The 26,380-nt window shown below is 65.7% G+C and carries 23 protein-coding genes; 3 read left to right on the forward strand and 20 right to left on the reverse strand.

Features of this window, described 5'->3' with window-relative positions; genetic code table 11:
- Positions 1–55 precede the first annotated feature (55 nt).
- The 5 genes from AC3ENJ_RS02485 to AC3ENJ_RS02505 all read right to left on the reverse strand — a co-directional run bounded on the left by AC3ENJ_RS02485 (position 56) and on the right by AC3ENJ_RS02505 (position 6,035).
- On the reverse strand, positions 56–787 hold the full coding sequence (locus AC3ENJ_RS02485) for a type 1 glutamine amidotransferase (protein ID WP_190780468.1): 732 nt from the start codon (positions 785–787) through the stop codon (positions 56–58).
- A 10-nt stretch (positions 788–797) separates the two neighbouring features.
- Entirely contained in the window at positions 798–2,102 is a 1,305-nt protein-coding gene (locus AC3ENJ_RS02490) for a DUF1727 domain-containing protein (RefSeq protein ID WP_431812949.1), read from the reverse strand.
- A 70-nt stretch (positions 2,103–2,172) separates the two neighbouring features.
- Positions 2,173–2,754, reverse strand: a complete 582-nt coding sequence (locus tag AC3ENJ_RS02495; protein WP_190807588.1) for an HIT family protein — start codon at positions 2,752–2,754, stop codon at positions 2,173–2,175.
- Complete coding sequence (thrS, locus tag AC3ENJ_RS02500) at positions 2,751–4,835, reverse strand: threonine--tRNA ligase (protein WP_431812950.1); 2,085 nt, start codon at positions 4,833–4,835, stop codon at positions 2,751–2,753. The genes AC3ENJ_RS02495 and thrS overlap by 4 nt, the downstream gene beginning before the upstream one ends.
- A gap of 222 nt (positions 4,836–5,057) precedes the next feature.
- Positions 5,058–6,035 carry a DUF2382 domain-containing protein gene (locus tag AC3ENJ_RS02505; RefSeq protein WP_190807590.1) on the reverse strand — a complete coding sequence of 326 codons (978 nt, stop codon included), beginning with the start codon at positions 6,033–6,035 and terminating at the stop codon, positions 5,058–5,060.
- A gap of 348 nt (positions 6,036–6,383) precedes the next feature.
- Here AC3ENJ_RS02505 and AC3ENJ_RS02510 point away from each other — a divergent pair, with 348 nt between their 5' ends.
- The 3 genes from AC3ENJ_RS02510 (at position 6,384) to AC3ENJ_RS02520 (ending at position 8,474) form a co-directional block, all read left to right on the forward strand.
- Entirely contained in the window at positions 6,384–6,881 is a 498-nt protein-coding gene (locus AC3ENJ_RS02510) for an NfeD family protein (RefSeq protein ID WP_190780473.1), read from the forward strand.
- 50 nt (positions 6,882–6,931) lie between these two features.
- The gene (locus AC3ENJ_RS02515) at positions 6,932–8,032 is read left to right on the forward strand and encodes an SPFH domain-containing protein (protein ID WP_190780474.1); all 1,101 of its coding nucleotides are present in this window, start codon (positions 6,932–6,934) and stop codon (positions 8,030–8,032) included.
- 106 nt (positions 8,033–8,138) lie between these two features.
- Positions 8,139–8,474: an RNA polymerase-binding protein RbpA gene (locus tag AC3ENJ_RS02520; protein WP_190780475.1), complete on the forward strand. Its 336-nt coding sequence runs from the start codon at positions 8,139–8,141 to the stop codon at positions 8,472–8,474.
- A gap of 139 nt (positions 8,475–8,613) precedes the next feature.
- On the opposite strand, the gene AC3ENJ_RS02525 is transcribed toward AC3ENJ_RS02520, so the two are convergent.
- The 15 genes from AC3ENJ_RS02525 to AC3ENJ_RS02595 all read right to left on the reverse strand — a co-directional run bounded on the left by AC3ENJ_RS02525 (position 8,614) and on the right by AC3ENJ_RS02595 (position 26,370).
- The gene (locus tag AC3ENJ_RS02525; protein WP_190780476.1) at positions 8,614–9,354 is read right to left on the reverse strand and encodes a polyprenol monophosphomannose synthase; all 741 of its coding nucleotides are present in this window, start codon (positions 9,352–9,354) and stop codon (positions 8,614–8,616) included.
- A 189-nt stretch (positions 9,355–9,543) separates the two neighbouring features.
- Positions 9,544–10,674 (reverse strand): hypothetical protein, encoded by a 1,131-nt coding sequence (locus AC3ENJ_RS02530; RefSeq protein WP_431812951.1) that lies wholly within the window; start codon positions 10,672–10,674, stop codon positions 9,544–9,546.
- The gene (locus tag AC3ENJ_RS02535; RefSeq protein WP_431812952.1) at positions 10,671–13,496 is read right to left on the reverse strand and encodes a DEAD/DEAH box helicase; all 2,826 of its coding nucleotides are present in this window, start codon (positions 13,494–13,496) and stop codon (positions 10,671–10,673) included. Before AC3ENJ_RS02535 ends, AC3ENJ_RS02530 begins: the two co-directional genes overlap by 4 nt.
- Before the next feature lie 59 nt (positions 13,497–13,555).
- Positions 13,556–14,452: a twin-arginine translocase subunit TatC gene (gene tatC, locus AC3ENJ_RS02540; RefSeq protein ID WP_190780478.1), complete on the reverse strand. Its 897-nt coding sequence runs from the start codon at positions 14,450–14,452 to the stop codon at positions 13,556–13,558.
- A gap of 101 nt (positions 14,453–14,553) precedes the next feature.
- Positions 14,554–14,892, reverse strand: coding sequence for a Sec-independent protein translocase subunit TatA (gene tatA, locus AC3ENJ_RS02545; protein ID WP_190807594.1), 339 nt, complete (start codon positions 14,890–14,892; stop codon positions 14,554–14,556).
- Positions 14,876–15,256 (reverse strand): hypothetical protein, encoded by a 381-nt coding sequence (locus AC3ENJ_RS02550; RefSeq protein WP_431812953.1) that lies wholly within the window; start codon positions 15,254–15,256, stop codon positions 14,876–14,878. Before AC3ENJ_RS02550 ends, tatA begins: the two co-directional genes overlap by 17 nt.
- A 28-nt stretch (positions 15,257–15,284) precedes the next feature.
- Positions 15,285–17,405, reverse strand: a complete 2,121-nt coding sequence (locus AC3ENJ_RS02555) for a WYL domain-containing transcriptional regulator (RefSeq protein ID WP_431812954.1) — start codon at positions 17,403–17,405, stop codon at positions 15,285–15,287.
- Complete coding sequence (locus AC3ENJ_RS02560; RefSeq protein ID WP_190780611.1) at positions 17,406–17,801, reverse strand: FKBP-type peptidyl-prolyl cis-trans isomerase; 396 nt, start codon at positions 17,799–17,801, stop codon at positions 17,406–17,408.
- 56 nt (positions 17,802–17,857) lie between these two features.
- Complete coding sequence (locus tag AC3ENJ_RS02565; RefSeq protein WP_431812955.1) at positions 17,858–18,871, reverse strand: FKBP-type peptidyl-prolyl cis-trans isomerase; 1,014 nt, start codon at positions 18,869–18,871, stop codon at positions 17,858–17,860.
- Between the two features lie 120 nt (positions 18,872–18,991).
- A complete protein-coding gene (gene pafA, locus AC3ENJ_RS02570; protein WP_431812956.1) occupies positions 18,992–20,410 on the reverse strand; it encodes a Pup--protein ligase in 1,419 nt (472 codons plus the stop codon).
- Between the two features lie 4 nt (positions 20,411–20,414).
- Positions 20,415–20,624: a ubiquitin-like protein Pup gene (locus AC3ENJ_RS02575; protein ID WP_190780484.1), complete on the reverse strand. Its 210-nt coding sequence runs from the start codon at positions 20,622–20,624 to the stop codon at positions 20,415–20,417.
- A 41-nt stretch (positions 20,625–20,665) separates the two neighbouring features.
- Positions 20,666–22,339 (reverse strand): depupylase/deamidase Dop, encoded by a 1,674-nt coding sequence (dop, locus tag AC3ENJ_RS02580; protein WP_190807598.1) that lies wholly within the window; start codon positions 22,337–22,339, stop codon positions 20,666–20,668.
- Positions 22,336–24,033 carry a proteasome ATPase gene (gene arc / locus AC3ENJ_RS02585; protein ID WP_431812957.1) on the reverse strand — a complete coding sequence of 566 codons (1,698 nt, stop codon included), beginning with the start codon at positions 24,031–24,033 and terminating at the stop codon, positions 22,336–22,338. The genes dop and arc overlap by 4 nt, the downstream gene beginning before the upstream one ends.
- On the reverse strand, positions 24,026–25,126 hold the full coding sequence (locus AC3ENJ_RS02590) for a tRNA (adenine-N1)-methyltransferase (RefSeq protein WP_431812958.1): 1,101 nt from the start codon (positions 25,124–25,126) through the stop codon (positions 24,026–24,028). Before AC3ENJ_RS02590 ends, arc begins: the two co-directional genes overlap by 8 nt.
- 104 nt (positions 25,127–25,230) lie before the next feature.
- Positions 25,231–26,370: a site-2 protease family protein gene (locus AC3ENJ_RS02595; RefSeq protein WP_431812959.1), complete on the reverse strand. Its 1,140-nt coding sequence runs from the start codon at positions 26,368–26,370 to the stop codon at positions 25,231–25,233.
- Positions 26,371–26,380: the final 10 nt, after the last annotated feature.

The raw sequence follows: 26,380 nt of genomic DNA on the forward strand, positions 1-26,380 counted from the left end.
GGTTTAGCCATTATTTTAGCGATGTACCACGGGGGCCTCGAACACGGCCCCGCGCCTAACGCGGCCTGGTTCGGGCTATGCCACGCGCGCGCTCTGCGTAGGTGTCGTCCAATGAGGTGTCCGGGAATTCGTCCCCGCGGGTTTCCACCGCGGTCCGCAGCAGAAAATCTGCGACGGCCGGGTTCTTGGGAAGTAGCGACCCATGCAGGTAACTGCCCAGCACGTTATGCGTGCGCGCGCCCTCGGTACCGTCCTGACCATTATTGCCGGCCCCGCTGACCACAGCGGCCCAGGGCGCCTGGTCCGGTCCCAAGGTGGTCAGCCCGGAATGGTTCTCGTAGCCGATGATCGTGCCGAATTCCGGGGATTCGCTCACGACATTGCCGATCAAACGCTGCGGTCCACCCACCGTTTCCAGGTCGAACATGTCGATCCCCCGCAAGGTCTCGCCGCCGCCGGTACGGAACTCCCGGCCGAAGAGCTGGTACAGACCGCAAATGACCAGCATGGGTGTGCCCGCCGACGCCGCCTCGTGCAGTCGGGGTGCCACGCGGGCGAGGTCCTCGGCCACCCGAAACTGACCCGAGTCCTGCCCACCGCCACCCACGAAGAGGTCTGCGTACTCCGGCCACGGGTCACCGGGGTTGTAGTCGTGGACCCGCACCTCGAAGCCGTAGCGCTCGGCCCGGCGTTTGAGGGTCAGAGTGTTGCCCCAATCCCCGTAGATGTTCATGTCCCGCGGATAGAGCTGAACAATGTCCAAGGACCCCACTTGTTCCTGATTCATGATCGGCTCCTCAGATCGCGTCCACGTGGGTCATGCCGCCCAGGGTCTTGCGCAGGGACAACATGGCGGTGTACGTGCAGAACACCCGCATGGGCCGGTCTCCCGCCCCCGCAATGAACTGCTGGAGCGCGGTGTCCAGGTCGGTGTCCACCGATCGGACCGGCACCAGGTCGTAGTCCAGGCGCAGGGCCATGTCCCACGCGCGCACACCGGAGACCGTGTCCACGCCGCCGTCGCGCAAACTGTCGAAATCCACGTCCCACAGCCACGACACGTCACGGCCGTCGGCGTAGGCGTCGTTGATCGCGATCATGGTCGCGTACTCGTCCGCCGATGCGGACGCGAGTGACAACCGGAATCCGGCGGGGTTCTTCACGAGCAGCAGCTGAAGTGGTTTCCCGTCCACCGTCACGGTTTCACCGCGACCGAAGGCCGGGGTCACCCGCGACAGTTCCGCCACCAGGGAGGCAATGTCCGCGCCGTCGCCCAGAACCCGCAGGCTCAGGGCCAGAGCCGCCGCCGCGTTGTACTGGTTGTACACCCCGTAGAGGTCGATCGTGGCCGTGTGGTGTTCGCCGCGCACGTCCAGGTCCACGCTATTGGCCTGCACGGCGTTGAGCACCACATCCGCGCGTGGCCGCGCCACGGAGGGTTGCTCCGAGTCCAGCTCGACCGTCTCGGTCTGACGCAGCACGTCGCGCATGTCGTCGTCGGAGGGGAACATGGGCCGCAATGCGTCCGAGAGGCCGAACCATTCAACGGTGGCGTCAGCGGCGACGTCGTCCGCGAGACTGGCGATCCGGGGGTCTTCACGGTTGAGAACCACGGTGCCGGTGGTTGCCCTGGCGACCTGGCTGAGCATGCGACGGGTCGTGTCGATCTCGCCGAACCGGTCCAGCTGATCACGCATCACGTTGAGCAGCAGCGCGTAGCGGGGCTTGACCTGCTTGACGAAGTGCACGGCGTGCGCCTCGTCGAGTTCCAGCACGGCCACGTCCGCGTCGAGGCGACCGAACGCGTTCATCTCGGCCAGCAATGACGCCGCCACGCCCCGCACGAAATTGGATCCCGTCCGGTTCGTGAACACGCGCAGTCCCTGGGAACGCAGCAACTGGACGGCCATTTTGGTGGTCGTGGTTTTGCCGTTGGTGCCGCTGATGACCACCACACCGTGCGAGAGTTTGCCGAGTTCTTCGGCCACGAAACCGGGGTGCAGCTTTTCCATGACCAGGCCGGGAAAGGCGGAGCCGCCGCCGCGCAGGCTTGAGGCCCACCGGACTCCCTGGCCGAGTAGACGTACGAGTGGTCGAGACATGGATTCCATTCTAATGACTGGGGTCCCACCGTCCCGGGCGCCGGTCAGCGATGCCCGGGGGCAATGGGAATCAGGAACGGGGCCAGGCGGCGGCGATGTCGTCGCGATTGGCTCCGAGGGTCTGAATGAGCGGTTTGGTGTGCGCAATGACGGGCATGAAGTTGGCGTCACCCTCCCAGCGGGGCACCACGTGCTGATGCAGGTGCGCGGACAACGAGCCACCCGCGGCGGACCCCAGATTCAGGCCCACGTTGAACGCCGCCGGCTGCGCGACCTCCCGGATCGTGGCCACCGCCGTGCGGGTCAGCACGTTCAGCTCCCACAGTTCCTCGTCCGTGAGCTCGGTGATGTCCGCAACATGACGATACGGACAGATCAGCAAGTGCCCCGGGTTGTACGGGAACAGGTTGAGCACCACGAAGCAGTGTTCCCCGCGATGCACGATCAACGCGTCCTCGTCCGCGCGGTCCGGCCCGGTGCAGAACGGGCATCCGGGAGTCTCCGTGATCGAGGGGTCCTCACCGCGCACGTAGGCGAGCCGGTGGGGAGTCCACAGGCGCTGGAAACTGTCCGGCACGCCGGGCAGCTCGAAATCGTCCTGCGCCACCCAGCGCCGGTTGCCGTTCTGATTCTGCTCGGCGTTCTCCGTCACGATTGCTCCGCAGCGGGTTGCGAGACCTCGCCGTCCGAGGGTGCCGAAGGATCCTCGTTCACGCGCTCGCGCACGTGCCGAACGATCATCTCCACGGCGGCGTCGACGGGTACCGCGTTGAACTGCGAGCCGTCGCGGTAGCGGAACGAGACCGCGCCGGCTTCCGCGTCGTCGCCGCCCGCGATGACCACGAACGGGATCTTGTCCTTGGACGCCGTGCGGATCTTCTTGGGGAAACGATCCGACGACGCATCCACCTCCACACGAATGCCCCGGGCGCGCAGCTTGGCCGCGAACTCGTCCAGGTAGTCGTTGAAGGCCTCGGCCACCGGAATGGCGCGCACCTGAACCGGAGCCAGCCACGCGGGGAACGCCCCGGCGTAGTGCTCGGTCAGCACACCCATGAACCGCTCCACCGATCCGAACAACGCACGGTGGATCATCACGGGCCGCTGCCGGGTGCCGTCGGCGGCCTGGTACTCCAGGTCGAAACGCTCGGGCAGGTTGAAGTCCAACTGGATGGTGGACATCTGCCACGTGCGCCCGATCGCGTCCTTGGCCTGCACCGAAATCTTGGGGCCGTAGAAGGCCGCTCCCCCGGGATCCGGGACCAGCTGCAGACCGGAAGCCTCGGCCACCTCCTGCAGGGTGCGGGTGGCCTCGTCCCAGACCTCGTCGGAGCCCACGAATTTTTCCGGGTCCTTGGTGGACAGTTCCAGGTAGAAGTCGTCCAGACCGTAGTCCTTGAGCAAGGACAGGACGAAGTTCAGCGTGCCGGTCAGTTCGTCCTTCATTTGCTCGCGCGTGCAGTAGATGTGAGCGTCGTCCTGGGTCATACCGCGCACGCGCGTGAGCCCGTGGATCACACCGGATTTCTCGTAGCGGTACACCGCGCCGAACTCGAACAACCGCAGCGGCAACTCACGGTACGAACGCCCGCGTGAGCGGTAAATCAAGTTGTGCATCGGGCAGTTCATGGGCTTGAGGTAGTAGTCCTGGCCCTGCTTGGTCACCTCGCCCGTCTGCGGGTCCCGCTCCTCGTCCACGTGCATGGGAGGGAACATGCCGTCCCGGTACCAGTCCAGGTGACCGGACACCTCGTACAGGTGGCCCTTGGTGATGTGCGGGGAGTACACGAAGTCGTAGCCGGCCTCGGTGTGACGCTGACGCGAGTAGTCCTCCATCTCCTTGCGGATGATGCCGCCCTTGGGGTGGAAAACGGGCAGGCCCGAACCCAGTTCGTCCGGGAAGGAGAAGAGGTCCAGCTCGGAACCGAGCTTGCGATGGTCGCGACGCTCCGCTTCCGCGAGGCGCTCCTTGTAGGCCTTCAGCTCGTCCTTGGAGGGCCATGCGGTGCCGTAAATGCGCTGTAACTGCTTGTTCTTCTCGTTGCCGCGCCAGTAAGCGGCCGCCGAACGCATCAGCGCAAAGCCATTGCCGATCAATTTGGTGTTGGGTACGTGCGGGCCGCGGCACAGATCGCGCCACACGATCTCGTGGCTCTGCCGGTCGACGTTGTCGTAAATGGTGATTTCCCCGGCGCCCACCTCCACGGATGCGCCCTCCGCGGATTCCTCCATGGAGCCCGAACCCGGCCCGTTGGCCAGGTCGATCAGCTCCAGCTTGTAGGGCTCGTCCGCCATTTCCTCGCGGGCTTCGGCTTCATCGACCGCGCGGCGCCGGAACAATTGCGACTTGTTCACGATCTTGAGCATGGACTTCTCGATCGTCTTCAGATCCTCGGGCGTGAACGGTTCGTCGACGTCGAAGTCGAAGTAGAACCCGTCCGTGATGTACGGTCCGATGCCCAGCTTGGCATCGGGACGCAACTGCTGCACGGCCTGCGCCATCACGTGAGCCGTGGAGTGCCGCAAGACCTCGAGGCCCTCCGGGTCGCCCACGAGCACGCGCTCCACCACGTCACCGTCCGCGAGTTCGGTCCGCAAATCCTTGAGCTCACCATTGATGTGGGCCACCACCACCTCACGCTGATCCGCGTACAGATCAGCCGCGGTGGTTCCCTCGGTTTCGGTGCGGGGATCGCCATCCACGGTCAGCTGTAATTGAGCGGCATCAGACATGAGTTACTCCTTCGACTGTACTTTCGACGCGCGCCCATACCGGGGACGCGCGGGTCCCGCGGAACACCTAGTTCGGCGGGGACGCAGATGATGCTACCGCCCCGACACGGAGCGGACACATTTGGCGGGCCGGAATGCGGCCCGAAAAAAGCTGTACCCCGAGCCGTGAGGCCCGGGGTACAGCAACTCAGCGGTGCAGCGCCTCAGCGGTGCACATCAGTTTCAGCGACGGGGAGCGTTGCCGCCCAAGCCGTCACCACGACCATTAAGGTCGCGGTCACGATCGGTGTCGGTCTCGACGTCGACCTGTTCCTTGCGCACGTCCGCCTCGACGCGCTGCGTGTCGCGAACGGTTTCCTTGTTCAGGCCGACCTCTTCGACGGCCACGGCTTCCTTCTCGACCACGGGGCGCTCTTCGTGCAGTGAGACCTCAACCTCTTCCTCACCGATGGTGCCGGTGCGGGCCTGGCCGTCACGGACCGGGGTGCGTTCCACGGTGACCTCTTCGCGCTCAACGGGAACGTCAACGGTCTCGTGGTCGGTGACCACGTACTTGCGCAAACGCGCACGTCCGGCTTCGCGCTCCTGGGTACCGACATTGAGCTGCTCCTCGTGCCGAACCACGGAAGCGTCGTCGCGGTCAGCGGCAGTGCGGTCACGATCGGTCAGGTCGCGATCGTCGTCACGGCCCGCGGCTACGCCCGCAACACCGGCGGTACCAGCGGTACCGGCGGTACGGTCCCGATCGGTCAGGTCGCGGTCCCGATCGGTGAGATCGCGATCGTCGTCACGGCCCGCAGCTGCGCCCGCAACACCGGCGGTGCCAGCGGTACCGGCGGTACGGTCCCGATCGGTCAGGTCGCGATCGCGATCTGCACCCTGACCGTTGTCGTAGTTCATCTCGTAATAGCGGTAGAGTTCTTCCTCTTCCGCCGGGGAAAGGTGCTGATCCGCATCGACCTTGGGAGCGTCCTTGATGACGTCCTTCTGGTAGGGCAGGACAACGCGGTCACCGTCCTGGCGGGCATCCTTGGCGGGAACGAAGCTCTCCTTGGCGCCGAAGAGTCCCGTGTTGACGGTCAAGAACGTGGGCTCACCCGAGTTGTCATCGAGGAAGACCTGCTCGACCTTGCCGACCTTGTCACCGTCAGCGTCGTAGGCAGTGCTGGAGAGAATCGCATTCACATCGAAAGTCGTCATCGCAAGAACTCCTTCACGTTTATTGCGTTCGTCAAAGCACGGTTTGTGCCCTGCGAGCCATCACTCTGCACGATGGCATTGTGATCTAGCTTCCTGCCCAGCATACTGACGTTCAGTGGGCTGACAATACTTTTTCTCTCTTGGGTGAAATGCCGTGCTCTTGCTTCCGTCGCCCGTTTATTTGGATTATTGACCCGCCAGTTACGGGGCCCGCAGCAACGGGGAGAATTCATTCCCGGGCTCGGCACGTGGGGTAGGGCACAATGGGGATCGAGCCGACGGGTGGCGGGCTGCGCATCCTGCGGAGGCGGCCACTTCCGACACTTCACGACAAGTCTGGAGCCGCACGTGTGGGACGCACTGGTCAATAACCCCTGGATCCTCTGGCTGATCATCATGCTCGTCCTGGCGGGCATTGAGATGCTCACCCTGGACTTCTTATTTTTGATGATGTCCATGGCCGCCCTGGGCGCGGGGGTGGTGAGTTTCTTCACCCCCAGCTTCCCGCTCCAGGTGATCACGTTCGCCGTGGTTGCGGTGCTTCTCATCTTCCTGTTGCGCCCCGTGGCGCTGAGACGACTCAACCGGTCCACCCCCAGTACCCGTTCCAATGCCGAGCGACTCGTGGGGTTGTCCTGCACCGTGCTGGAACCGGTCAGCGAGGACACCGGCCTGGTCCGGCTCGAGGGTGACATCTGGACGGCACGCTCGGCGGAGCGCGCCACGCTCGAAACGGGGACCAAGGCCTATGTGTACCGCATTGACGGAGCCACCGCGATCGTCTCCCACACCGCCCCAGCAACCACTGATTTCTCCGATTCGCCCGCTCCGCAACCCGGATACTGATACCTGTACGGGTCGTTCGGCCCGCGCATCCCCCCACGTGAGAGGACCCCATGGAAATCGTCATCACAGTACTACTCGTAGTGGTGGTGCTGGCCGCGGCAATCGCTCTGATCAAGGCGGTGCGGATCATTCCGCAGTCCCGCGCCGGCATCGTGGAACGCCTCGGCAAGTATCAGGCCACGCTCAATCCCGGCCTGCACTTCCTCATCCCCTTCGTCGACCGACTGCTGCCCATGATCGACTTGCGAGAGCAAGTGGTACCGTTCCCCGCTCAGTCCGTGATCACGGAGGACAACCTGGTGGTCGGTATCGACACCGTGGTGTACTTCCAGGTCACCGACCCTCGCGCCGCAACTTACGAGATCACCAACTACATCCAGGCCGTGGACGAACTTACGAGCGCTACCCTGCGTAACGTGGTGGGTGGCCTGAATCTCGAGGAGACACTGACGTCGCGTGACAAGATCAATGCCGAGCTGCGCGGGGTGTTGGACTCCACCACGGGCCGCTGGGGCATTCGCATTTCTCGCGTGGACATCAAGGAGATCACTCCCCCGCCCTCCATCCAGGACTCGATGGAGAAGCAGATGCGCGCCGAACGTGATCGCCGCGCAACCATTCTGACGGCCGAGGGCGAGAAACAGTCCCAGATCCTGACCGCCGAGGGTGAGCGGCAAGCCGCGGTGCTTTCCGCAGAAGGCGATGCCAAGGCCGCGATCCTGCGCGCGGACGGTGAGGCCCAGGCCATCGCCAAGGTCTTCGACTCCATCCACCGCGCCAAGCCCACCCAGAAGTTGCTGGCCTACCAGTACATTCAAACACTGCCCAAGGTGGCAGAGGGCTCCGCCAATAAGGTGTGGATGATTCCCGCCGAACTCAGTACCGCGCTGCGCGGAGTGGGCAACTTCCTGGCCACTCCCGGCGGTGAAGGCCCGCATGACGCGTCCTGGGACGACCAGGAGGACGAGCCGACCCCCACAGCCCACTCGGAGCCCATTGTGGAGTCCGAAACCGTCAAGGTCACGGAGAAGGATCTCGAGCCGGATCTGACGCTCACCGACCCCAATGACTTCGAGATGCCGGAACCGCCGTTCGCGGACCCGGCGGCCGGAGAATACGGTTCGAGCAATGACGGGAATGAATCTCGCTGACCCGTGGTTGTATTCGGTTGATAAGAATCCCCGCGTCGTCCATCGGGCCGATTGACAGCCGGGATCATATTCTGTGTACCAGTAGGACTTCAGGAAGGACCGTCCAGTGAGCGATCGCAGCCTCCGTGGAATGCGTTTGGGTTCCCAGTCGATGGAAACCGAAACCGGTGTTGAACCGGCACCGCGCCAACGCGTGGAGTACCGCACCAAGGATGGTGAATCGGTGAGCGTGATGTTCGCGGCGGAGGCGGAAATTCCCCCGGTGTGGACCACCAAGACCGGCCACGAGGCCATCCTGGTCAACGGTGAAAAACCTGAAAACCCCAATGAGAAGCATGTTCGCACCCACTGGGACATGCTCATGGAGCGTCGTAGCTCCGAGGAGCTCGAGGAAATCCTGCAGCAGCGTTTGGACTTCTACAAGGAGCGCCACGCGATCTGATGTCATGAGCGCGCCGGGACCGTCAATCGGGCCGGGTTTCCGGTGAGGGCCCAGTTGAAACGCCGACGCCGCGTACCACCTGTGGTACGCGGCGTCGGCGTTTGCTATTCGTCGCCGTGGCTTGCGACTCGCATGTGGGTTACTTGCGCAGGCCGAGTTTCGCCGCCAGGGTCTGCCCTCGAGCTGTCAAACCCCATGCGGCCACGCTGGTCGCCGCTTCCACGGTCACGTTCTTGCTCATCTTGGAGACGCCCTCTTCGCGCTCGACAAAGGTGATGGGCACCTCCGTGATGTTCAGGCCCAACCGTTCGGTGCGCCATGCGAGGTCGATCTGGAAGCAGTAACCGCGAGAACGCACCGAGTCCAGGTCTATGGCCTCAAGGGTCGCGCGTTTGTAGGCACGGTAGCCGCCGGTGATGTCATGGATACGGGTACCCAGGAGGACGCGCGAATACAGATTGCCGCCGCGGGAAATGAGCTGCCGGTCCAGCGGCCAGTTCTCCGTGCGACCACCCGGTACGTAGCGGGAACCAATGGCCAGATCCGCGCCGTTGTCGATGGCGTCCAGCAGCAAGGGCAACTGTTCGGGTTGGTGGGAGCAGTCCGCATCCATCTCGACCAGCACGTCGTAGCCGTTCTCGAGACCCCAGTGGAAACCGGCGATGTAGGCCGGGCCCAGCCCCTCTTTCTTGGCCCGGTGGAGCACGTGGATATGATCATCCGCCGCGGACATGTCATCGGCCAAGCGGCCGGTGCCGTCCGGGCTGTTGTCGTCCGTGATCAGCACGTGCGCATCGGGAACGGCTGCCCGCAACCGGGCCACTACCGTGGGCAGTGATTCGCGTTCGTTATAGGTGGGGATGATCGTGAGAACTCGCACCGGGCGTCCTTTCAAGCCTCTGGGGACGGGGGAAACGCCCCGAACACACCACAGGGCGGGCCCATCCGCCTTCGGACCAGGCGCGAATTGCTCCGCGGCTCTGTTTTCTAAGGACGGATGAACCCACCCGGCAGTAAGAATTCAGTGTAACCGCCTATTCTGGCGAGCACCAAGATGGCAGATTGTCAATCATTCGAAAACGATGTTCCCCGCCACCATGACACGCTCGCACGTGGGCAACCTCGGGTCGTCGAGGGCCGGCAGGGCCGGTGTGCGGGCGCGGGGGTCCGTGCTCCAGGACGCGCCGGTGCCCGCCGCCTGCTGGACCATGAGAGATTCGGCGTCCCACATTGCCAGGCTCGCTTCCGCCCCGGGCGCCAGCTGACCGGCCAGTGGCTGAGCATCGCGTTGCGTTCGCCACACGCCGCGGGTCAAAGCGAGAAACGCCGCGCGGGCCGAGGTCCTATGGCGCGGTTGCGCAGCCTCCAGGGCGTCCTTGACGGCCTGCCACGGGTTGTCCGCAGCAGTGATGAGGGTCGAGGGAACCCCCGCCCGCGCCAGCGCCGTCAGGGGTGCCGCCCCGGGCCGTGAACTCACCGACAGCGCGTGGCGGGCGAGCTCCTCGCTCTGCTCGTCGCTGAGTTCGCCCACGCCCACGAGGCGATGGCCGCGGGACCTGAAAGCGCGCTGCCCCACCCTGTCGGTGGTTCGCTGCGCCGCCTCGAGCACGGCGTCGATCACGGACGACGGCGCTCCCTCCGCGTCGTCACCGCCGCCGCATATGATCACTGCCTGATAACGGCCTTCGGAGCAGGCGACCAGGTGAGCCGTCACGGCAGCGACCAGCGCATCCCGATCCTGAGCGGCGGTGAGCTCCATCCCCAGGCACGAACGCGGGGCGCCGGCCGCTTCGATGTCGGTGGCATCGCGCACCGGGTGAATCAGGACGGGCAGCGCAATCAGACCGGCCTCCGTTGCGTGGTTCACCGCATCGGTCAATTTCTCGGCGCTGTCGGAAAGCAACTCCACGGCACCGTAACCCTGAGCCGCGGTCACGATCTGTTCGGTGCCGGTGATGCGCTGGTGCGCCACGAAGGACGGGGTGATCACCGCGCCCGCCACATCCGTCACGGTGGTCCGATCGCCCGTCATGGCGTGTGCTGCGCTGTCGGAACCCAGCCACGCGACCGTGGGCCCGTCCACCAGGATGGCCGTGGCGAACGGGTCCACCGGTGAATACACCGAAGCGTTCACGTACATCACGGTGGTTTTGGCCTGTGGGTTCACATTGTCCTCCGGGAAATCATGGCTGTTGGTCACTGTTCGAAGACGCTGTACTCCACCACTCCGCGGCGCACTGCCCGAATGGCGTCGCGAGCGGTGGCGCGGATGGCCGGATCCAGGTGCTCGACCCCGGCCAGTTGGTCCAGCAGGTCAATGGTTTGTTTGGCCCAGCGCACAAAGTCACCGGCGGCCAGATCCGTGCCCGTCAGTGTTTTGGTCAAACTGGCACCCCGGGCCCAGCGGTACATGGCATCCACCAGGGCCAGCTCGGGCTGAGCCGTCTGAGGTAGCCGGTGTTGCGCTTCGACGTCCGTGAGCACCGACCAGTTGTGGATCAGCGTCTGAACGGCGGCCTCCATGTGGGCCGTGGGCATCTTGGGCCGGGATCCCTGGTCCTCCCGGCGGGGTTGGTACACGAGGGCGGTGACCACGCCCGCCAGACCCGCAACATCGAGGCCGTCGAGAAAACCGTCACGCAGGCTCAGGGCGAGCAATAAATCACGCTCACCGTAGATTCGGCGCAACTGCTCCCCCGTAGGAGTGGGTTTGAGGCTGCCGGACTCGTCCGCGCGTAAGTAGTCGAAATGGGTGAGTACCGCGCAGACCCGGTCGAAGGTTGCCGCGATGCTGCCCGTGCGACCGGCAATTTGGTGGCGCAGTCCGTCGGTCTCCTTCTGGAGCTTCCAGGCACGCTCCGCCCACCGGGCGTGGTGTTCCCGGTCGGAACACCCGTGGCACGGGTGGGAACGCAGTGCGCGCCGGAGATCCTCGATCTTGCGGTCCCGCGCGGAGGTTCCGCGGTCGAACTGGATGGTGTGGCCGCCGCCGCGTTCGCGGGCGGGCCGATGCTCGCGCAGGGCCGCGCGGACGGTGGACGCCAGGTCCTTGCGTTCCTGAGGTGAGCGCCCCGAAAAACGTTTGGGGATCTTGACCTTCGACGCGGGTTCCAGGGAGCCGTCGAGGTCGTTGACACCGACCCGTCGCAATTTGCCGTCCAGTGTGAGGATGTGGGGTCGCGGGTCAAAGGGGTGCTCGTCCGCCTTGACCACCACGGCGTACCCGGCATTACGGCCCTGCGGAATGTCAATGACATCACCGGGCAACAGGTCCTGCAGCGACACTGCAGCATCGTTGCGTTGCCGGGCGGAGCGGGACTTGGTCGCCGATTTCTCCAGACCGTTGAGTTCGCGCCGCAGCCGCGCGTACTCGGTGAAATCGCCCAGGTGACACGCCATGGCGTCCCGGTAGGCCTCGAGGGTCTTTTCCTGGGAGCGTACGCGCTTGGCCAGGCCCACCACGGAACGGTCCGCCTGGAACTGCGCGAACGACGTCTCCAGAATGGAACGGGACCGTTTGGCGCCGTAGCGGGCGATCAGGTTGGTGGACATGTTGTACGTGGGGCTGAAGCTGGAGTTCAGCGGGTAGGTCCGTTTGGAGGCCAGCCCGGCCACGGCTTGCGGATTCATTCCGTCGCGCCACAGCACCACGGCGTGTCCTTCGACATCGATGCCGCGCCGCCCGGCACGCCCCGTGAGTTGGGTGTACTCGCCGGGAGTGATGTCAACCCTGGACTCACCGTTGAACTTGTCCAACCGCTCGAGCACGACCGAACGCGCGGGCATGTTGATGCCCAGCGCCAGGGTCTCGGTGGCGAAGACCGCCTTCACCAGCCCCTGGGCGAACAGCTGCTCCACGACCTCTTTGAAGACCGGGAGCATGCCCGCGTGGTGGGCGGCGGTACCGCGGATCAGTCCGTCGTACCAGTCGTGGTAGTTCAGCGCGGCCAGGTCCGCGGTGGTCATGTGCGAGGTCGCCTCGGCCACATAGGCGCGAATGGTCTTCTGCTCCTCGGGCGTGGTCAACCACAGATCGGCGGCAACACACTGGGCCACCGCCGCATCGCAACCGGCCCGGGAGAAAATAAAGGTGATGGCCGGCAGCAGGGCCTCCGCGTCGAGGCGGCGCAGCAGGTGGGGCCGGGAGATCCGGTCCTGACGCGCAACGTGTGCCTCCGGACGGTGGGGCCCGCGGCGCCGTCGACCCCGATGATTGGGGCCGCGCCCGCCGCCCCGGCCACCGCGGGGGTGCTGGGCACGGAACAGTCGGAGCAGTTCCGGGTTGACAGTCGGCTCGTCCATGCCGGGTTCCGCCTGTCGCTCCGCAGCTTCTTCCACGGTGTCGTCCACGAACAAGTCGAGCAGCTGCGGTCCCACCTGCACGTGCTGCCACAGCGGGACGGGCCGGTGTTCCGACACCACGATGTCCGTGTGACCGCGCACTTGGTGAAGCCACGCACCGAATTCTTCGGCGTTGGAGACGGTGGCCGACAGGGAGGCGAGCTGCACGTGATCCGGTAAGTGGATAATGACTTCTTCCCACACGGCACCCCGGAAGCGGTCCGCGAGGTAGTGGACCTCGTCCATCACCACGTACCCCAGGTTGGTTAGAGTGGCCGAATCCGCGTAGAGCATGTTGCGGAGCACTTCGGTGGTCATGACCACGATCTCCGCTTCGGAATTGACCGAGGTGTCACCGGTCAGCAATCCCACACGGTGGCTGCCCCAGCGACGGGAGAACTCGTAGAACTTCTGATTGCTCAGTGCCTTGATGGGGGTGGTGTAGAAAGCCTTGCGCCCCTGGGCGAGGGCCAGGTGGATGGCGAATTCGCCCACCACCGTTTTTCCGGCACCCGTGGGGGCCGCGACCAGAACGCCATGGCCCCGTTCCAACGCCCGACACCCTTTGGTCTGAAAGGGATCGAGTTCGAAGTCCAGCAGTTGTTCGAACGCCGCGAGTTCCGTGTTCGCGTGGGCCGCACGGGCCTTGGCGGCCATGAATCGATCGGCGTGGGAAGACATGCGTCCAGCCTACGGCGTAGCCCGGACACCCGATAAATCCGCGCCGTGAGGTTCCGCTGCTAGCCCATCTTGCGAAGTTCTTGGGCGGAGGTCGCACTGTCCGCAACCATGCCCGTGTCCGCCTCACGCTTGGCCGCCTTCCTTGCCCTGCGCCGATCCAGGAACAAACACACTCCCACGGCCACGAAGAACAACGCCAGTAACGGAATGGCCAGGTACAACATGGTGACCGGGTCCGGACCGGGCGCGGCCATGGCGGAAATGACCAGGACGATGACCACCACCACGCGCCAGGATTTCAAGATTGTGCGCCCGGCGAGCAGGCCCAGCATGTTCAGTCCCACCAGGAACACCGGGATCACGCACGCCACCCCGAAGGTCAAGATCAGTTGCAGGAAGAACCGCAGGTACTGGTTGGCCTCGACAAAGTTCGCGCCACCCTCGGGGGTGAACGCGGTCAGGGCGTACACGGCGGCGGGCAGAGCCGTGACGGCCAGGGCGCAACCGCCGATGAACAACGGAATGGCGGTTGCCAGGAAGCCCATGGCGTAGCGGCGTTCATGTTTGTGCAGCGCCGGGGTGATGAAGGCCCACAGCTGATAGAGCCACACCGGGGATGCGAAAATGACGCCCAGTACCAGGGCCACCTCAACCATGATGTTGAAGGAACCGCCCACCGATGAGTAGTTGATGGTGGCCGTGCGCCCCGAATCCGCCAAGCGTTGCAGCGGTTCGGTGATGTATTGCATGAACGGGTTATAGACCATGAATCCGGCCACCGCGCCGATGACGGCCGCGATGGCCGACTTGATCAACCGATTACGCATTTCACGCAGGTGTTCCTTCAGTGCCATTTGGGCCTGAGGGTTGCTCCTGCGCGAGTTGTTCTTCTTGCGGGAACGGCGCTCACTGCGCCGCGAGGGATCCCGCACAGAGTTGGAATCAGTGGCGGACATCCGAACCTCTGCTGTGAGTTGGGCCGTGGAGGGGCACTCGCCGGGGTGGACCGTACGGCCCACCCCGGGCGTGTGCTGTGTAGCTCAGGAGAATCCGCGACCTACGCGTTGGGGCGCTGCTGGGGATCTACCGGGGTGGCGTCGGGCTGCGCGACGGGTTGCGCAGTCGCCTGGCCCGGTGCACCGGTGTCGGTGTTCACGGGGTTGGTCGTGGTGGGGTTCTGCGGCTGAGAGATGGTCTGGCCGGTGGAAACGGGCTCACCGTTCACGGTCACGTTGTCGTCGTCGTCCCTCTTCATTTCCTTGACCTCGGACTTGAAGATCCGCATGGACTGACCCAAACTGCGAGCCATACCCGGGAGCTTGGGGGCACCGAACAGCAGCAAGATCACCACGAGGATGAGAACAATGGTGAGGGGGCTGTCAAACAAGCGGCCCATGGTGAAGTCCTTTCCGTTCAGCCCGGCGAAGATCGGTCAGCCGCTGGGGCTGGCCCAAGATGTCCTTGCGATTCATGCGGCGGACGAGCCGGGCTGTTTGTCGTTGATCGCGTCCGCTCGAATAGGCGGCGCGGGCCGAATTCACCGGGGTGAAGACGGCGGGTTCAGCGGGTGAGCGCAGTGGTTGTGGTGTTCCCTGGGCGGCGGAGTTCCACCGGTGCGTGAAGTCATCGGCCATGGCCTCGACGTCGCGCATTGCGGGTAAGGCCTTACGCGTGATCAGTCTCCACACCGCGCCCACGATGAACGCGAAGCTCGCCAGGACCACTAAGGTCCACAGCACGACCCACATCCACCACACCATGGGTTCCAGTATAGAGCCGAGCCCTGAACTAGGGTTGAGTTGTGCCCATGAAGAGGCTGTTATTTATCCACTGTTCAACTGTGCGCACGACCTCGGGCGGGGAAGCCACCGCCACGTGACCGGCGTGCCGGGTCACCAGGGAACTCAGCGCCTCCGCCGTGGGGAAGTCCACCTCCGCCGCGACGTACTCGGGCAACGGTTTGGGGCCCTTGGACCCGCCCGGCCCGCCCGCAACCGGGACCGGCGGTTCCTCCGTGGGCGGCAAGTCCACGGTCGCGGCGCGCTTGGCGTGGTAGTGCTCCACGATCCAGCGACCACGCCGGTCCGTCACGAGCACGGCCTGCACGGGGCGGCGCTTCTCCGGGTACAGACTCGTGCGCGTTTCGGAGTCCATCCGGGGATGCGCCTGGGCCTGTCCCACGTCCTCACAGCTGAGGATGCAGTCGGCGCGGAAGGTCCTGGGCCCGTTGGCGTTGAGGCACCAGCCACGCACGTATTGGTGGCCGTCCGAGGACACGATGCGCACCGGGTCGACCAGCCGTTCGGTGACCTCGTCCCGTGAGGCCACCACGTAGCGGATCTGCACGCGCCGGTTGTTCGTGATCGCCTGCCGCACCTGACTCATCAGTTCCGTGTCCTCGGGGACGAGTTCGGCCGGCTGGTCCGGAGCGGCCAGTGCGTCCGCGAGCGGCAACGCGTCCGCGGCGGTCGCGACTTTGCGCATGGTGGAGCGCACGACGTCGCTGTTGCCACCCGGCAGCGCCTGGAGGGTTTGCAGTCCCATCAACAACGCGCTGGCCTCGGGAACGGTCAATCGCACGGGTTCGGAGAGTTCTTGCGCGTTACCCAGGTAAATATGGCCGTCGTCCCAGGACGCATCGATGAGTTGATCGGGCATGTGACCGGGCCGCCCGCAGACGAACAGTGTCTGCAGGTCGGCAATCAATTCCTGGTCGGTGATGCCGAAGTGCCGGGCCGTTTCCTCCAGCTGCGCACCCTGGTGCGAGTACACGTGACGCACGATGTGCAACAACCGCGCCAGGTGCTGTTCCGTGCTTGCCTTGGCGGCACCGTTACGGCGCTGCTTTCCCCAGACCACCTCGCAACCACCCACGCGGTCCTGGAATTTCTTGGCCTCGTTCAAGCGCCGTTCCACCGCTCGGGCCACGGCCCGCTGAGTTTCCAGGTCCGCGCCGGCGGCCGTGGCCACACGGGCGTCGGGGCCGGCTGCGCACACGTGTTCGGCCGCGCCCTCGGTGTCGGACACCGCCAACATGACGGCGTCGAAACCCTCGGGCACATGGGGGTCTTCCTCGTTCAGGGGTGTTGCGATCTGACGCAACAGCTGGGCCGCCCCCTGCCGCACGTAGATCGTGACCCGCACGCGGGTGGGCGGCAGGACCATGCGCGCGAGCTGACCTCCCATGGAAAAGTCCTCGGGGGGTTCGAAACTGTCCCGGGTGATGGCCACCTCGGAAATGATCCTGGTCAACCGGAACGTGCGTTTCGCCTGGCGGTCCTCGTCCCAGCCGGCCAGGTACCACGCGCCGAAACGTGAGCCCACACCCCAGGGCTGCACGGTGCGCCGGCTGAAGGCACCCGTGCGGTCCACATAGTCGAAGCGGACCGTGCGGTGGCTCAGCACCGCGGACAGCAACGGTTCGAATGCCGGGTCCGCCACGGCCACCGTCGGCTGCACGTCGCGACCCGGGGCGGCCTCGTGGGACAAGGCCGGTTCGAGCTTGTCGAGGGCTCGGCGGGCCAGCCGGTCCTGTGCGGCGTCGTTCCAGGCGTCCGCGGCAACCGCAAGCACCGCCGATTCTTCCGCGCTGAACTGCACCTGGGGCAACTGGTACGAACCGCGGGACACCCGATACCGCGGCGCCAACTGGGCGTCGGTGGCCCAGGGATCGTCGTCGGGGATCTCCTCGACCGGGTAGCCCAGAGAACGCAGGTGCGATTTATCGCGCTCGAACATTCGCTCGAACGCGTCGTGGCTACCGGCCTTGTGGTACCCGGGAACGATCTCCCGCAGCTGATCGCGCGTGTACCCGCTCTCGCGGTCCAGGAGCGCAATGAGCAGATTCAGGAGCCGCTCCGCCGACGCCGCGGTGGAGCGGCCCGAAACCGATCCTGAGGATGGGGGCATTTAGCGTACGTCGAGCAGATCGACCACGAAGATCAGGGCTTCGTCCGGGCCGATGGCACCGGGTGCGCCCCGCTTGCCGTACGCCAGCTCGGAAGGAATTTCCAGCCGACGGCGCCCGCCCACCTTCATGCCCAGCAGACCCTGGTCCCAACCCTGGATGACCTGGCCGATGCCCACGGTGAAGTCCAGGGGCTGGTTGCGGTTCCAGGACGCGTCGAATTCTTCGCCGCCCGAGTAGGTCACACCCACGTAGTGGCAGGAGATGGTGTCCCCGGCCTTGGCCTCGCGGCCGGTGCCCGGGATCTCGTCCGTGATGCGCAGTTCCGTGGGGACCGGATCCTGCGGGAAATCGATGTCCGGCTTGGAACGATCCAAGTTGCGCTGTCCAAATGACACGTTCATGGCCTTTCGTAGCATCCGACCCCGGTGCGGGGCCCGTCCAGACGACTAGTTTACTGATCCGATGCGGACGCCGCTGGCGTGGGGCTCGCTGAACCGCTGGCGTCCTCCGAGGGCTGAGAAGTAGCGCTCTCGGACGGTGCCGCGGATTCGCTCGGTGCGGGTTCGGGCGTGGGGACGGCACCCAGAATATCCACCACGAACACGAGTGAGCCGGCTGGGTACTCTGAATCCTCGCCCAGCTGCTTCTCGGTTCCGTAGGCCTGACCGGTCGGCACGACCAGTAACACGCGGGAGCCCACCTTCTGGCCCTTGAGGCCTTCCTTCCACCCCTCGATCACGCTGTCGAGCGGGAAAGATGCGGGGGCGTCCTTCTCGTACGAGGAATCGAAGACCTCGCCGTCCGCCCACCGCACACCCACGTAGTTGGCGACCACGGTGTCCGTGTCCGAGACCTCTTCACCGTCGCCCTCGATGAGCACCTCCGTCTGGAGATCCTTGGGTTCCTCACCGGAGGGCTTCTCGATGGTCGGTGTGCCCTGATCGTCCTGGGTCACGGTCGGCAGCTTGTCCGAGGTGTCCTTCATGTCTTCGTTGAGGGGTGCCAGGATCTTCTGAGCCACCTGGTACACCTCGACCGAGGTGGACTCGTCCCCCGCGGCACCGCTGGTGTCCGGCGAACTGTAGGCGATGATCGCGCCTTCCTTGGCGTCGAGCAGCGCATCGTACATCTGCGGTATGGCGTCCTTGAGCTCGTCGTTCAACGTGAGCACCTGACCGGCACCCTGGCTGTACGTATCACCCAACGAGGAACCGTCCGAGCCCTTGAACAGGGCGGCCTGCAACAGGATGTTGTCGCCCTCGTCCAAGTCCTCGCCCTCCCCCTCGCGCAGCACCTTGGTCTCGGCCTCACTCACCTGGAGGGGGGTTTCGAAGGAAACAGACGGCGCCGTTCCCCCGGAGGGGTCCTTCGACAGCTCCACCGAATCCATTTCGGCGCCGCCGCACGCGGTCAACATCAGGGACAGGGCCAGGGCGGTGCCCGCGGCCGGAACAATCTTTCGCAAAGGAGGATTCACCTTTCAACACGAAGGGGCGCTGTAAGAACTCGACGACCAATCTATGGGACTCGCTTGAGGATCAGCTGATACTCCCCCGTCACGGTCGTGGGGGTTGGGCGTGAACTCTCAGCCCGCGGACATGGCCTGGACCTCGGAAATCAGCTCATCCGCATCGGGTTGGGAGGTGGCGAACGGGTCCTTGCACATCACGGTGCGTTGGTTCCGGGAACCGTTGAGCTTGAGGTGCACCCAGTCCACCGTGTAGTTCTCCCCCGCGTCCAGAACGGCCCGGATGAACTTACCGCGCAGGCTCGCACGCGTGGCCGGAGGGCGCGTGACGGCGGCGTGAGCGGCGTCGTCGGCGATGAACGTGGCCACGGCACCGCGGCGGCTGAGCATGCGGAACAATCCGTGCGTGGGTGACGTGTCGTGGTAGGCGAAATCCAACTGCAGCAGCCGTGGGTTGGCGTAGTCCATGCCGTGGGAGGAGGCGTAGGAGTCCAACAACTTTTTCTTGATGGCCCAATCCAGTTCGGTGTCCACCAACTCGAAACGCTGGTCGGCCACCGCGCGCAGACCGCGCTCCCACAACTCCAACACCCAGTCCACGCGATCGTGGTGGGCGCCGTGGCGAGCCACGAAATCCGTCACGGCGTGCAGGTACTCCAGCTGCAAATCCAGGGCGGACATCTTCTCGCCGGAGGCCAGCTCCAGTTCAGCCCGACCCGTGAGGTCGTGGGACACAATGCGCAGCGCCGCCGCGGGATCCGCCAGCGTGCGGTCCGGGAGGATCTTCCCGGCCTCGATCATGCGCAACATAAGATCCGTGGTGCCGATCTTCAGTGCCGTGGTGGTCTGGGACATGGACGAGTCGCCGTTGATCACGTGCAACCGGCGGTAATGCTCGGCATCGGCGTGGGGCTCGTCACGGGTGTTGATCATCGGCCGCGAGCGCGTGGTGGCGGAGGAGGAGCCCTCCCAGATGTGATCGGCGCGTTGGGAGAACGAGTAGCTGGGCCCGTGGGAGCCGTCGCCCAGGGTGAGACCGCCGAACTCGGCCGGCCCGTTGGGGTGCACCCGGCCGGCGCCCACCAGGATCTGGCGGGTGACCAGGAACGGAATGAGCACCTGCACCAGGCGCGCGTATTCGGTGCGACGCGAGATCATGTAGTTCTCGTGGGAGCCGTAGGAGTTGCCCGCGGAGTCCACGTTGTTCTTGAAGAGGTGCACCGTGCCGCCGGTGCCGTCCTCATCGAATTTTTGTTGCAGCTGCTGCCGCAGGTCGTCCACGATCAACTCACCGGCCACGTCCTGGGCGACCACGTCCTGGAGGGAAGCGGTCTCCGCGCTGGCGTACTCCGGGTGCGAACCCACGTCGAGGTAAAGCCGGCCGCCATTGGGCAGAAACACGTTGGACGCCCTGCCCCACGCGAGCACGGGTGCGAAGAGGCGCCGCGCGGTCTCGTCGGCTCCCAAACTGTGTCCCCGGGACACACTGTGGGTGATGCCGAACTCGGTTTCGATGCCGTAGATTCTGCGGTCCACGAGCTTACTGGCCGCCCTTCTGGACAAAGCCCTTCACGAAGGCCTCGGCGTTGGTCTCGAGTACGCCGTCGATCTCGGCGAGGAGATCATCGGTGCCCTGGGTGTCGCGCTGTGCTTGTCCGGCACCCTGTGACGGCGCCGGGGTGCCGTTGTCGGGCAGCTCGGTTTCTTCTTCGCGGCGCGAGCCCGAGCCGAAAATGCGTTCCTGTGCCATGTGTGTCTCCTGATCTCTGCGTGCTTTGGTGTCGGGTGCGCTCAGTGGACGCCGGTTCCGGTGACCGTGCCGGGGCGGTGTTCGGCCACCCGGTGCACCCACTGTTCAACGTCCTGCGCCTCAAACCATTCCCCGGTGGTCGCGCGGGTCAGGTCCAGGGGTTCGGGCATAGCGATCCGGGCGCCCCGGCGGATCCCGGGGAATGCCACGTTCACGCTGTCCCAGCCCACGCTGACCATCGCGGACGGGAAGCGGCGCACGGCCGTACCGCGGAACCACGCCCTGGTGTCCTCGGGAGGCCGGTCCGCTGCGCGGTCAATGGTGTGGGCGTCGACCAGCGTGCGGATCCGACCGGCCGCGGCCAGCCGGTGGTACAGCCCCTTTTCGGGGCGCACGTCCGCGTACTGCAGGTCGATCGCGATCAACCGGGGGTCGTCCCACGCCATACCGTCGCGTTGCCTATACGCCGTGAGCAGGGCGTACTTGGCGGCCCAGTCGAGTCGATCGGCAAGGAGTGCCGGGTCCCGGGCGAGGTCGCTGAGCACCTGATCCCACAGGTCCAGCACCTGTTGCGTGTCGCGGTCCAGGCCGTCCGGCGCGAGTTCCCGTTCGAGGTCCGTGGCGGCGCGGTGGTACTCGCGTTGAATGTCGACGGCGCTCAGCTCGCGTCCGTCGCGCAGGGCCACGCTCGCGGTCACGGTCGGGTCGTGGCTGACCGTTTGCAGGGCCGCCACCGGGTCCACCAGGTCCACGCTGGGCACCCGGTCGTGTTCGATGAGGTTCAACACCAAGGAGGTGGTGCCGAATTTCAGCAGCGTGGCCGTGTGGGACAGGTTGGCGTCCCCGATGATCACGTGCAGCCGCCGGTACTTGGTGTCGTCCGCGTGGGGCTCGTCGCGGGTGTTGACCATGGGACGGTGAATGGTGGTTTCCAGGCCCACGGTGCGTTCGAAGAAATCCGCGCGTTGGCTCAGTTGAAATCCCGGTTGGTTACCGTCCACGCCCAACCCCACGCGACCGGCACCGCACATGATCTGGCGGGTCGCGAAGAACGGCAGCAGGGCCGCCGCGATCCGGTCGAAGGCCACGGCTCGGTCCACCACGTAGTTCTCGTGGGCCCCGTAGGACACGGATTTGTTGTCCGTGTTGTTCTTGTACAGGTTCACCGGCGGTGTCCCGGTCTTCTCCGCACCCCGGGCCAGCTCCGCCACGGCGCGGGCGGCCACCACATCCCCCGCGGCATCCCACGTGAGGGCGGCCAAGGGCGTGGTGACCTCCGGCGAGGAGTACTCGGGGTGCGAGTGGTCCACGTACACGCGCGCCCCGTTGGGGATCACGGTGTTCATGACGACCTTCCGCCAGTCCATGTCCTCGGTGTACATCGCGGATTCGGTGATCGCCTCCGCCGCGATCTCCTCGGCCGTGAGCACGGGGGCCTGATCGGTCAGCTGCGACGGGTGGGCCTGGTCACGGCTCATCGAGTATCCGCGAGCGTCGGAGAGTGGGGACTCCGAACCGTAGTCCCAGCCGGTGCCCACGTGCGGCTGCCCCTGGGACGCCTGGGACCCGGACTGCTCCCGTGACAGTTCTCGGGCCACCCGCAGCGCGTACCCGGTCACCACCCGGGTGGAGAGCACCGTGGCGTTGGCCTGGGGTTCACCCACGGCAAGCACACCGAATTCGGTTTCACTACCCATCACCCGCCGCACACTCATGACCGATCCCCGTCCTGGGTAGCAGCGGTGCCGCGGTGCACGGCGATCCGTACGTCCTGGATCGTGTTGGCCCGCCGGCCCGTCAACCGCGCCCAGTCCTCCGGGTCCGCGGTGTTGGGAAGGTCCTGCTGCTCGTAGAACTCCTCATCCACGGCATTCACCAGGTGCTCGCGCGTCAGACCCCGTTCGCCCGTGGTCAGCAGGGTCTTGATGGCCTGCTTCTTGGCCCGGTCCACCACGTTGCGGATCACCGCCCCGGAGACGTAATCGGCGAAGTACAGGGTTTCCTGGCCACCGTCCCGGTAGCTGATGGTGAGGAACTCGGTGGCGGAGGTGCGATCGTACATGTGGGCGATCGCGGCGTCGATCAACTGATCGACGGCGGCTTCACGAGAACCCGCCGCGGCCACGTCGGCCTCGCGCAAAGGAAGTTCGGGGGTGACGTAGAGCGTGAAAATTTCGCGCGCACCGTGGCGGTCGGGACGATCGATGCGGATCTTCACGTCCAGGCGACCGGGGCGCAGCACGGCGGGGTCGATCATGTCCTCGCGGTTGGTCGCACCGATCACGATCACGTTGTCGAGCTTCTCCACGCCGTCGATCTCGGTGAGCAGCTGCGGCACAATGGTGGTTTCCACGTCCGAGGACAGGCCGGAACCGCGCACGCGGAACAGCGAGTCCATTTCGTCGAAGAACACCACCACGGGCACACCCCGGGCGGCCTGTTCGCGGGCGTTGGCAAAGATGGAACGGATCTGACGCTCGGTCTCACCCACGTACTTGTCGAGAAGTTCGGGGCCCTTGATGTTCAGGAAGTATCCGAGGGCGCGTGCGCGACCCGCCTTGGCCGCGCTGCGCTCGGCCAGCGAGCGGGCTACGGCCTTGGCGATCAGCGTCTTGCCGTTACCGGGCGGGCCGTACAGCAGGATGCCCTTGGGTGGGCGCAGGCCGTGGTCGCGGTACAGGTCCGGGTGCACGTAGGGCAGTTCCAAGGCGTCGCGGATGGCCTCGATCTGGGCGCCCAGGCCGCCGATGTCCGCGTAGCTGACCTCGGGAACCTCCTCCAGCACCAGTTGCTCGACGTCCGTGCGTTCCACATGTTCCAGGGCGAAACCGGTGCGGTGGTCCACGGTCACCGCGTCACCGGGTTTGGGTCGGTCGCGGCGCAGCGCGCCGGAGAGCAACATGACGCGCTCCTCGTCGGAGCGTCCAACGGTCAGCACACGGTCGTGGTCAATGATTTCCTTGATGGTGGCCACCTCGCCGGTGCGCTCGTAGTCGAGAACGGCAGCCACCACGTAATTCTCGTTCAACAGCACCCCGATCCCCGGTTCACACGCGCTCAACGACACGAGCGGGCTCACGGCCACGCGCATCTTGCGGCCGGACACCAGCACGTCCAGACTCGCCACGGTGATCACGGGCCCGTCACCGGTGGCGGTTCCCACGGGTTGCTGACCGGGATTGACCTGCTGCACCACCCCGAAACTCATGGGCGGCACGGCCTCCGCGGCGAGGGTCTGCTTGAGCTTGACGATCTCCTGCCGGGACGCATCCAGCAGGCGCACCAATTTCTGGTTCTGCGATCCCACGCCGGCCAGTTGCTTGTCCAGGTTGCGCTTCTGCTCGCGCAGCATGTTGATCTGACGCTGCGTGTTGTCGGTGGCTCGGTTCTGCGGGGTGGCATCACTCATGGCTGGTGTCCTCCGTGCTCTGCGGGGTGTTTTCCCGCCGCGCGTCGGGATCGATGCGTGCCGTGGCCTGGGCGGCCTGATCGGCCAGGTGGGTGGCGTCGCGGCCGGCGCGGCGCAGCTTGCGGTCGGAGACGATCCGCTCGCCCAGGGCCACCGGGGTCCAGGCCTGCAGATCTTCCTCGGTGTAATCGCTCTTGGACGCGCGGCGCTTGGGAGCCAGGCGCACGGCACCGTCGGCAAGCTTGCGGGACTGAATGAGGAATCCCGTGTGCGCGACCATCCGGTGATCGGGACGCACCGCCAGACCCTCCACGTGCCAGCCGCGCACCATGGTCTCGGACGCCTCGGGTTCGGTGTAGCGCCCGTCCGCGCGCATCGCCTCGGCCACGCGCGACAACTGGGTCACGGTGGCGACGTAACAGATCACGACGCCGCCCGGGGCCAGCACGTGGGCCACGGCGTCCAGGCATTCCCACGGGGCCAGCATGTCAAGGACCACGCGGTCCACGGAGCCGGGTTCCTCGACCTCCGGCAACTGTTCGGCAAGGTCTCCGAGGGTCAACGTCCAAGCGGGGTGCGGGCCACCGAACATGGTTTCGATGTTGCCCCGGGCGATATCGGCGAATTCTTCGCGGCGTTCGAAGGAGTGCACCGTGCCTTCGTCCCCCACCGCGCGCAGCAGGGAAATCGACAGTGCCCCCGAGCCCACACCGGCTTCGACCACGCGCGCACCGGGGAAGATGTCCGCCATGGTCACGATCTGACCGGCGTCCTTGGGGTACACCACCGCAGCACCGCGGGGCATGGACAGCACGAAGTCCTTGAGCAGCGGGCGCAGGGCCTGGAACTGGATGCCACCCGAGTTGGTCACCACGGTGCCCTCCGGAGCTCCGATCAGTTCCTGGTGTTCCAGGACACCTCGGTGGGTGTGGTATTGCCCGCCCTCGGCCAGCGTGATGGTGGTGATGCGGCCGCCGTCGTCGGTCAGTTGCACGCGCTCGCCCGCGCGCATGGGTCCCCTCCGATTAGCGGCACCCCGGACCGGTGCTGCGGACTGGGCGGGTGCTTGGCGTTCGTGCGACTGCTGGGTCATGTGCTCGCTTTCACGAAAAGATGTTCTGTGGGTCTTCGGCGGTGGCACGCGGCCCCGCCGTGGTCAGCTCCCGGTCATTGTCTCACCGTGGCCCGTGGGAGGTCTCATCGGCCGGTGATGTGGCGGGCGAGGTCCCGGTGATGCACCACACCGACCACGGTCCGCTCCGGGTCGAGCACGAGCACCCAGGGGAAGCCATTGAGTTCCAACCGCCGCAGCAGGTCGTCGCCCCGCTCGTCGGCCGGCGCCGCGGCCGACACGGGTGACCATTCCATGACCTTGCCCACGGGCGTGTCGCCCCGCGCATTGTCCGGCACGGTGGCCGCTCGCTGCGGGCTGAGCACACCCACCTGACCCGACGCGGCGTCGCGCGCCACCACATCGGGGGTCCACCCGGTGTAGCCCTGGCTCGTGGCGGCGAGAACGGAGGCATCCACGAGAGACAGCGCGGTACCGGGGAGAAATTCGAGCGCGGGACGCGCGATGGCGGAGGCGCGCAGGGGTCGAACCCGTTCCAGCACCCGCGCTTGCTTGAGAGCTTGCGAAGCCCCCGTGAAGATGAAGGCGGCGATCATGAGCGTGATGAGCAGCGTGATCGGCGAGCGCCACAGACCCTGGAACACAACCCACACGAGGACCAGCACGGCCAGTCCGCGACCGCTCCAGGCTGCCACGGTGGTTCCCTTGCTCTCCGAACCGGTGAGCCGCCACACGAGGGCCTCGACCACGCGCCCACCGTCCAGCGGCAGACCGGGCAGCAGGTTGAACAGTCCCAGGATCCAGTTGGCCAGCACCAACAGCTGCAGCAATGCCCACCCGGGGCCGGCGTTCTGCGCGGGGGCCAGGATCATGAATGCGGTACCGATGCCCGCCAGGATGACATTGGCGATCGGTCCCACCAGGGACACCACCGCCGTGGACCCCGGTGAGGCACGGACGGCACCGAAGGTTGTGTGGCCACCCATCAATGTCAGGACGATGCGTCCCACGGGCCAGCCCGCGGCCCTGCCCACGAGCGCGTGCGCCAATTCGTGGACGAGCACGCTGACAGCCAACCCCAGGGCGAACCCGAAAGCCACGACCAGGTTGAGCCAGCCCAACTCGGGATAAAGCCGCCACAGGATGGGCCCGTAGAGCACCACCGTCAGGACGGCGATCACGAACCACGACCGATCCAGGTGAACGTCCACGCCGCCGACGCGTGCCAACCGGAGCCCGCGCCGGGCCGCGGTGGTGCCGCTCATGCCAACTCTG

The sequence above is a fragment of the Kocuria sp. cx-455 genome (assembly GCF_057707085.1).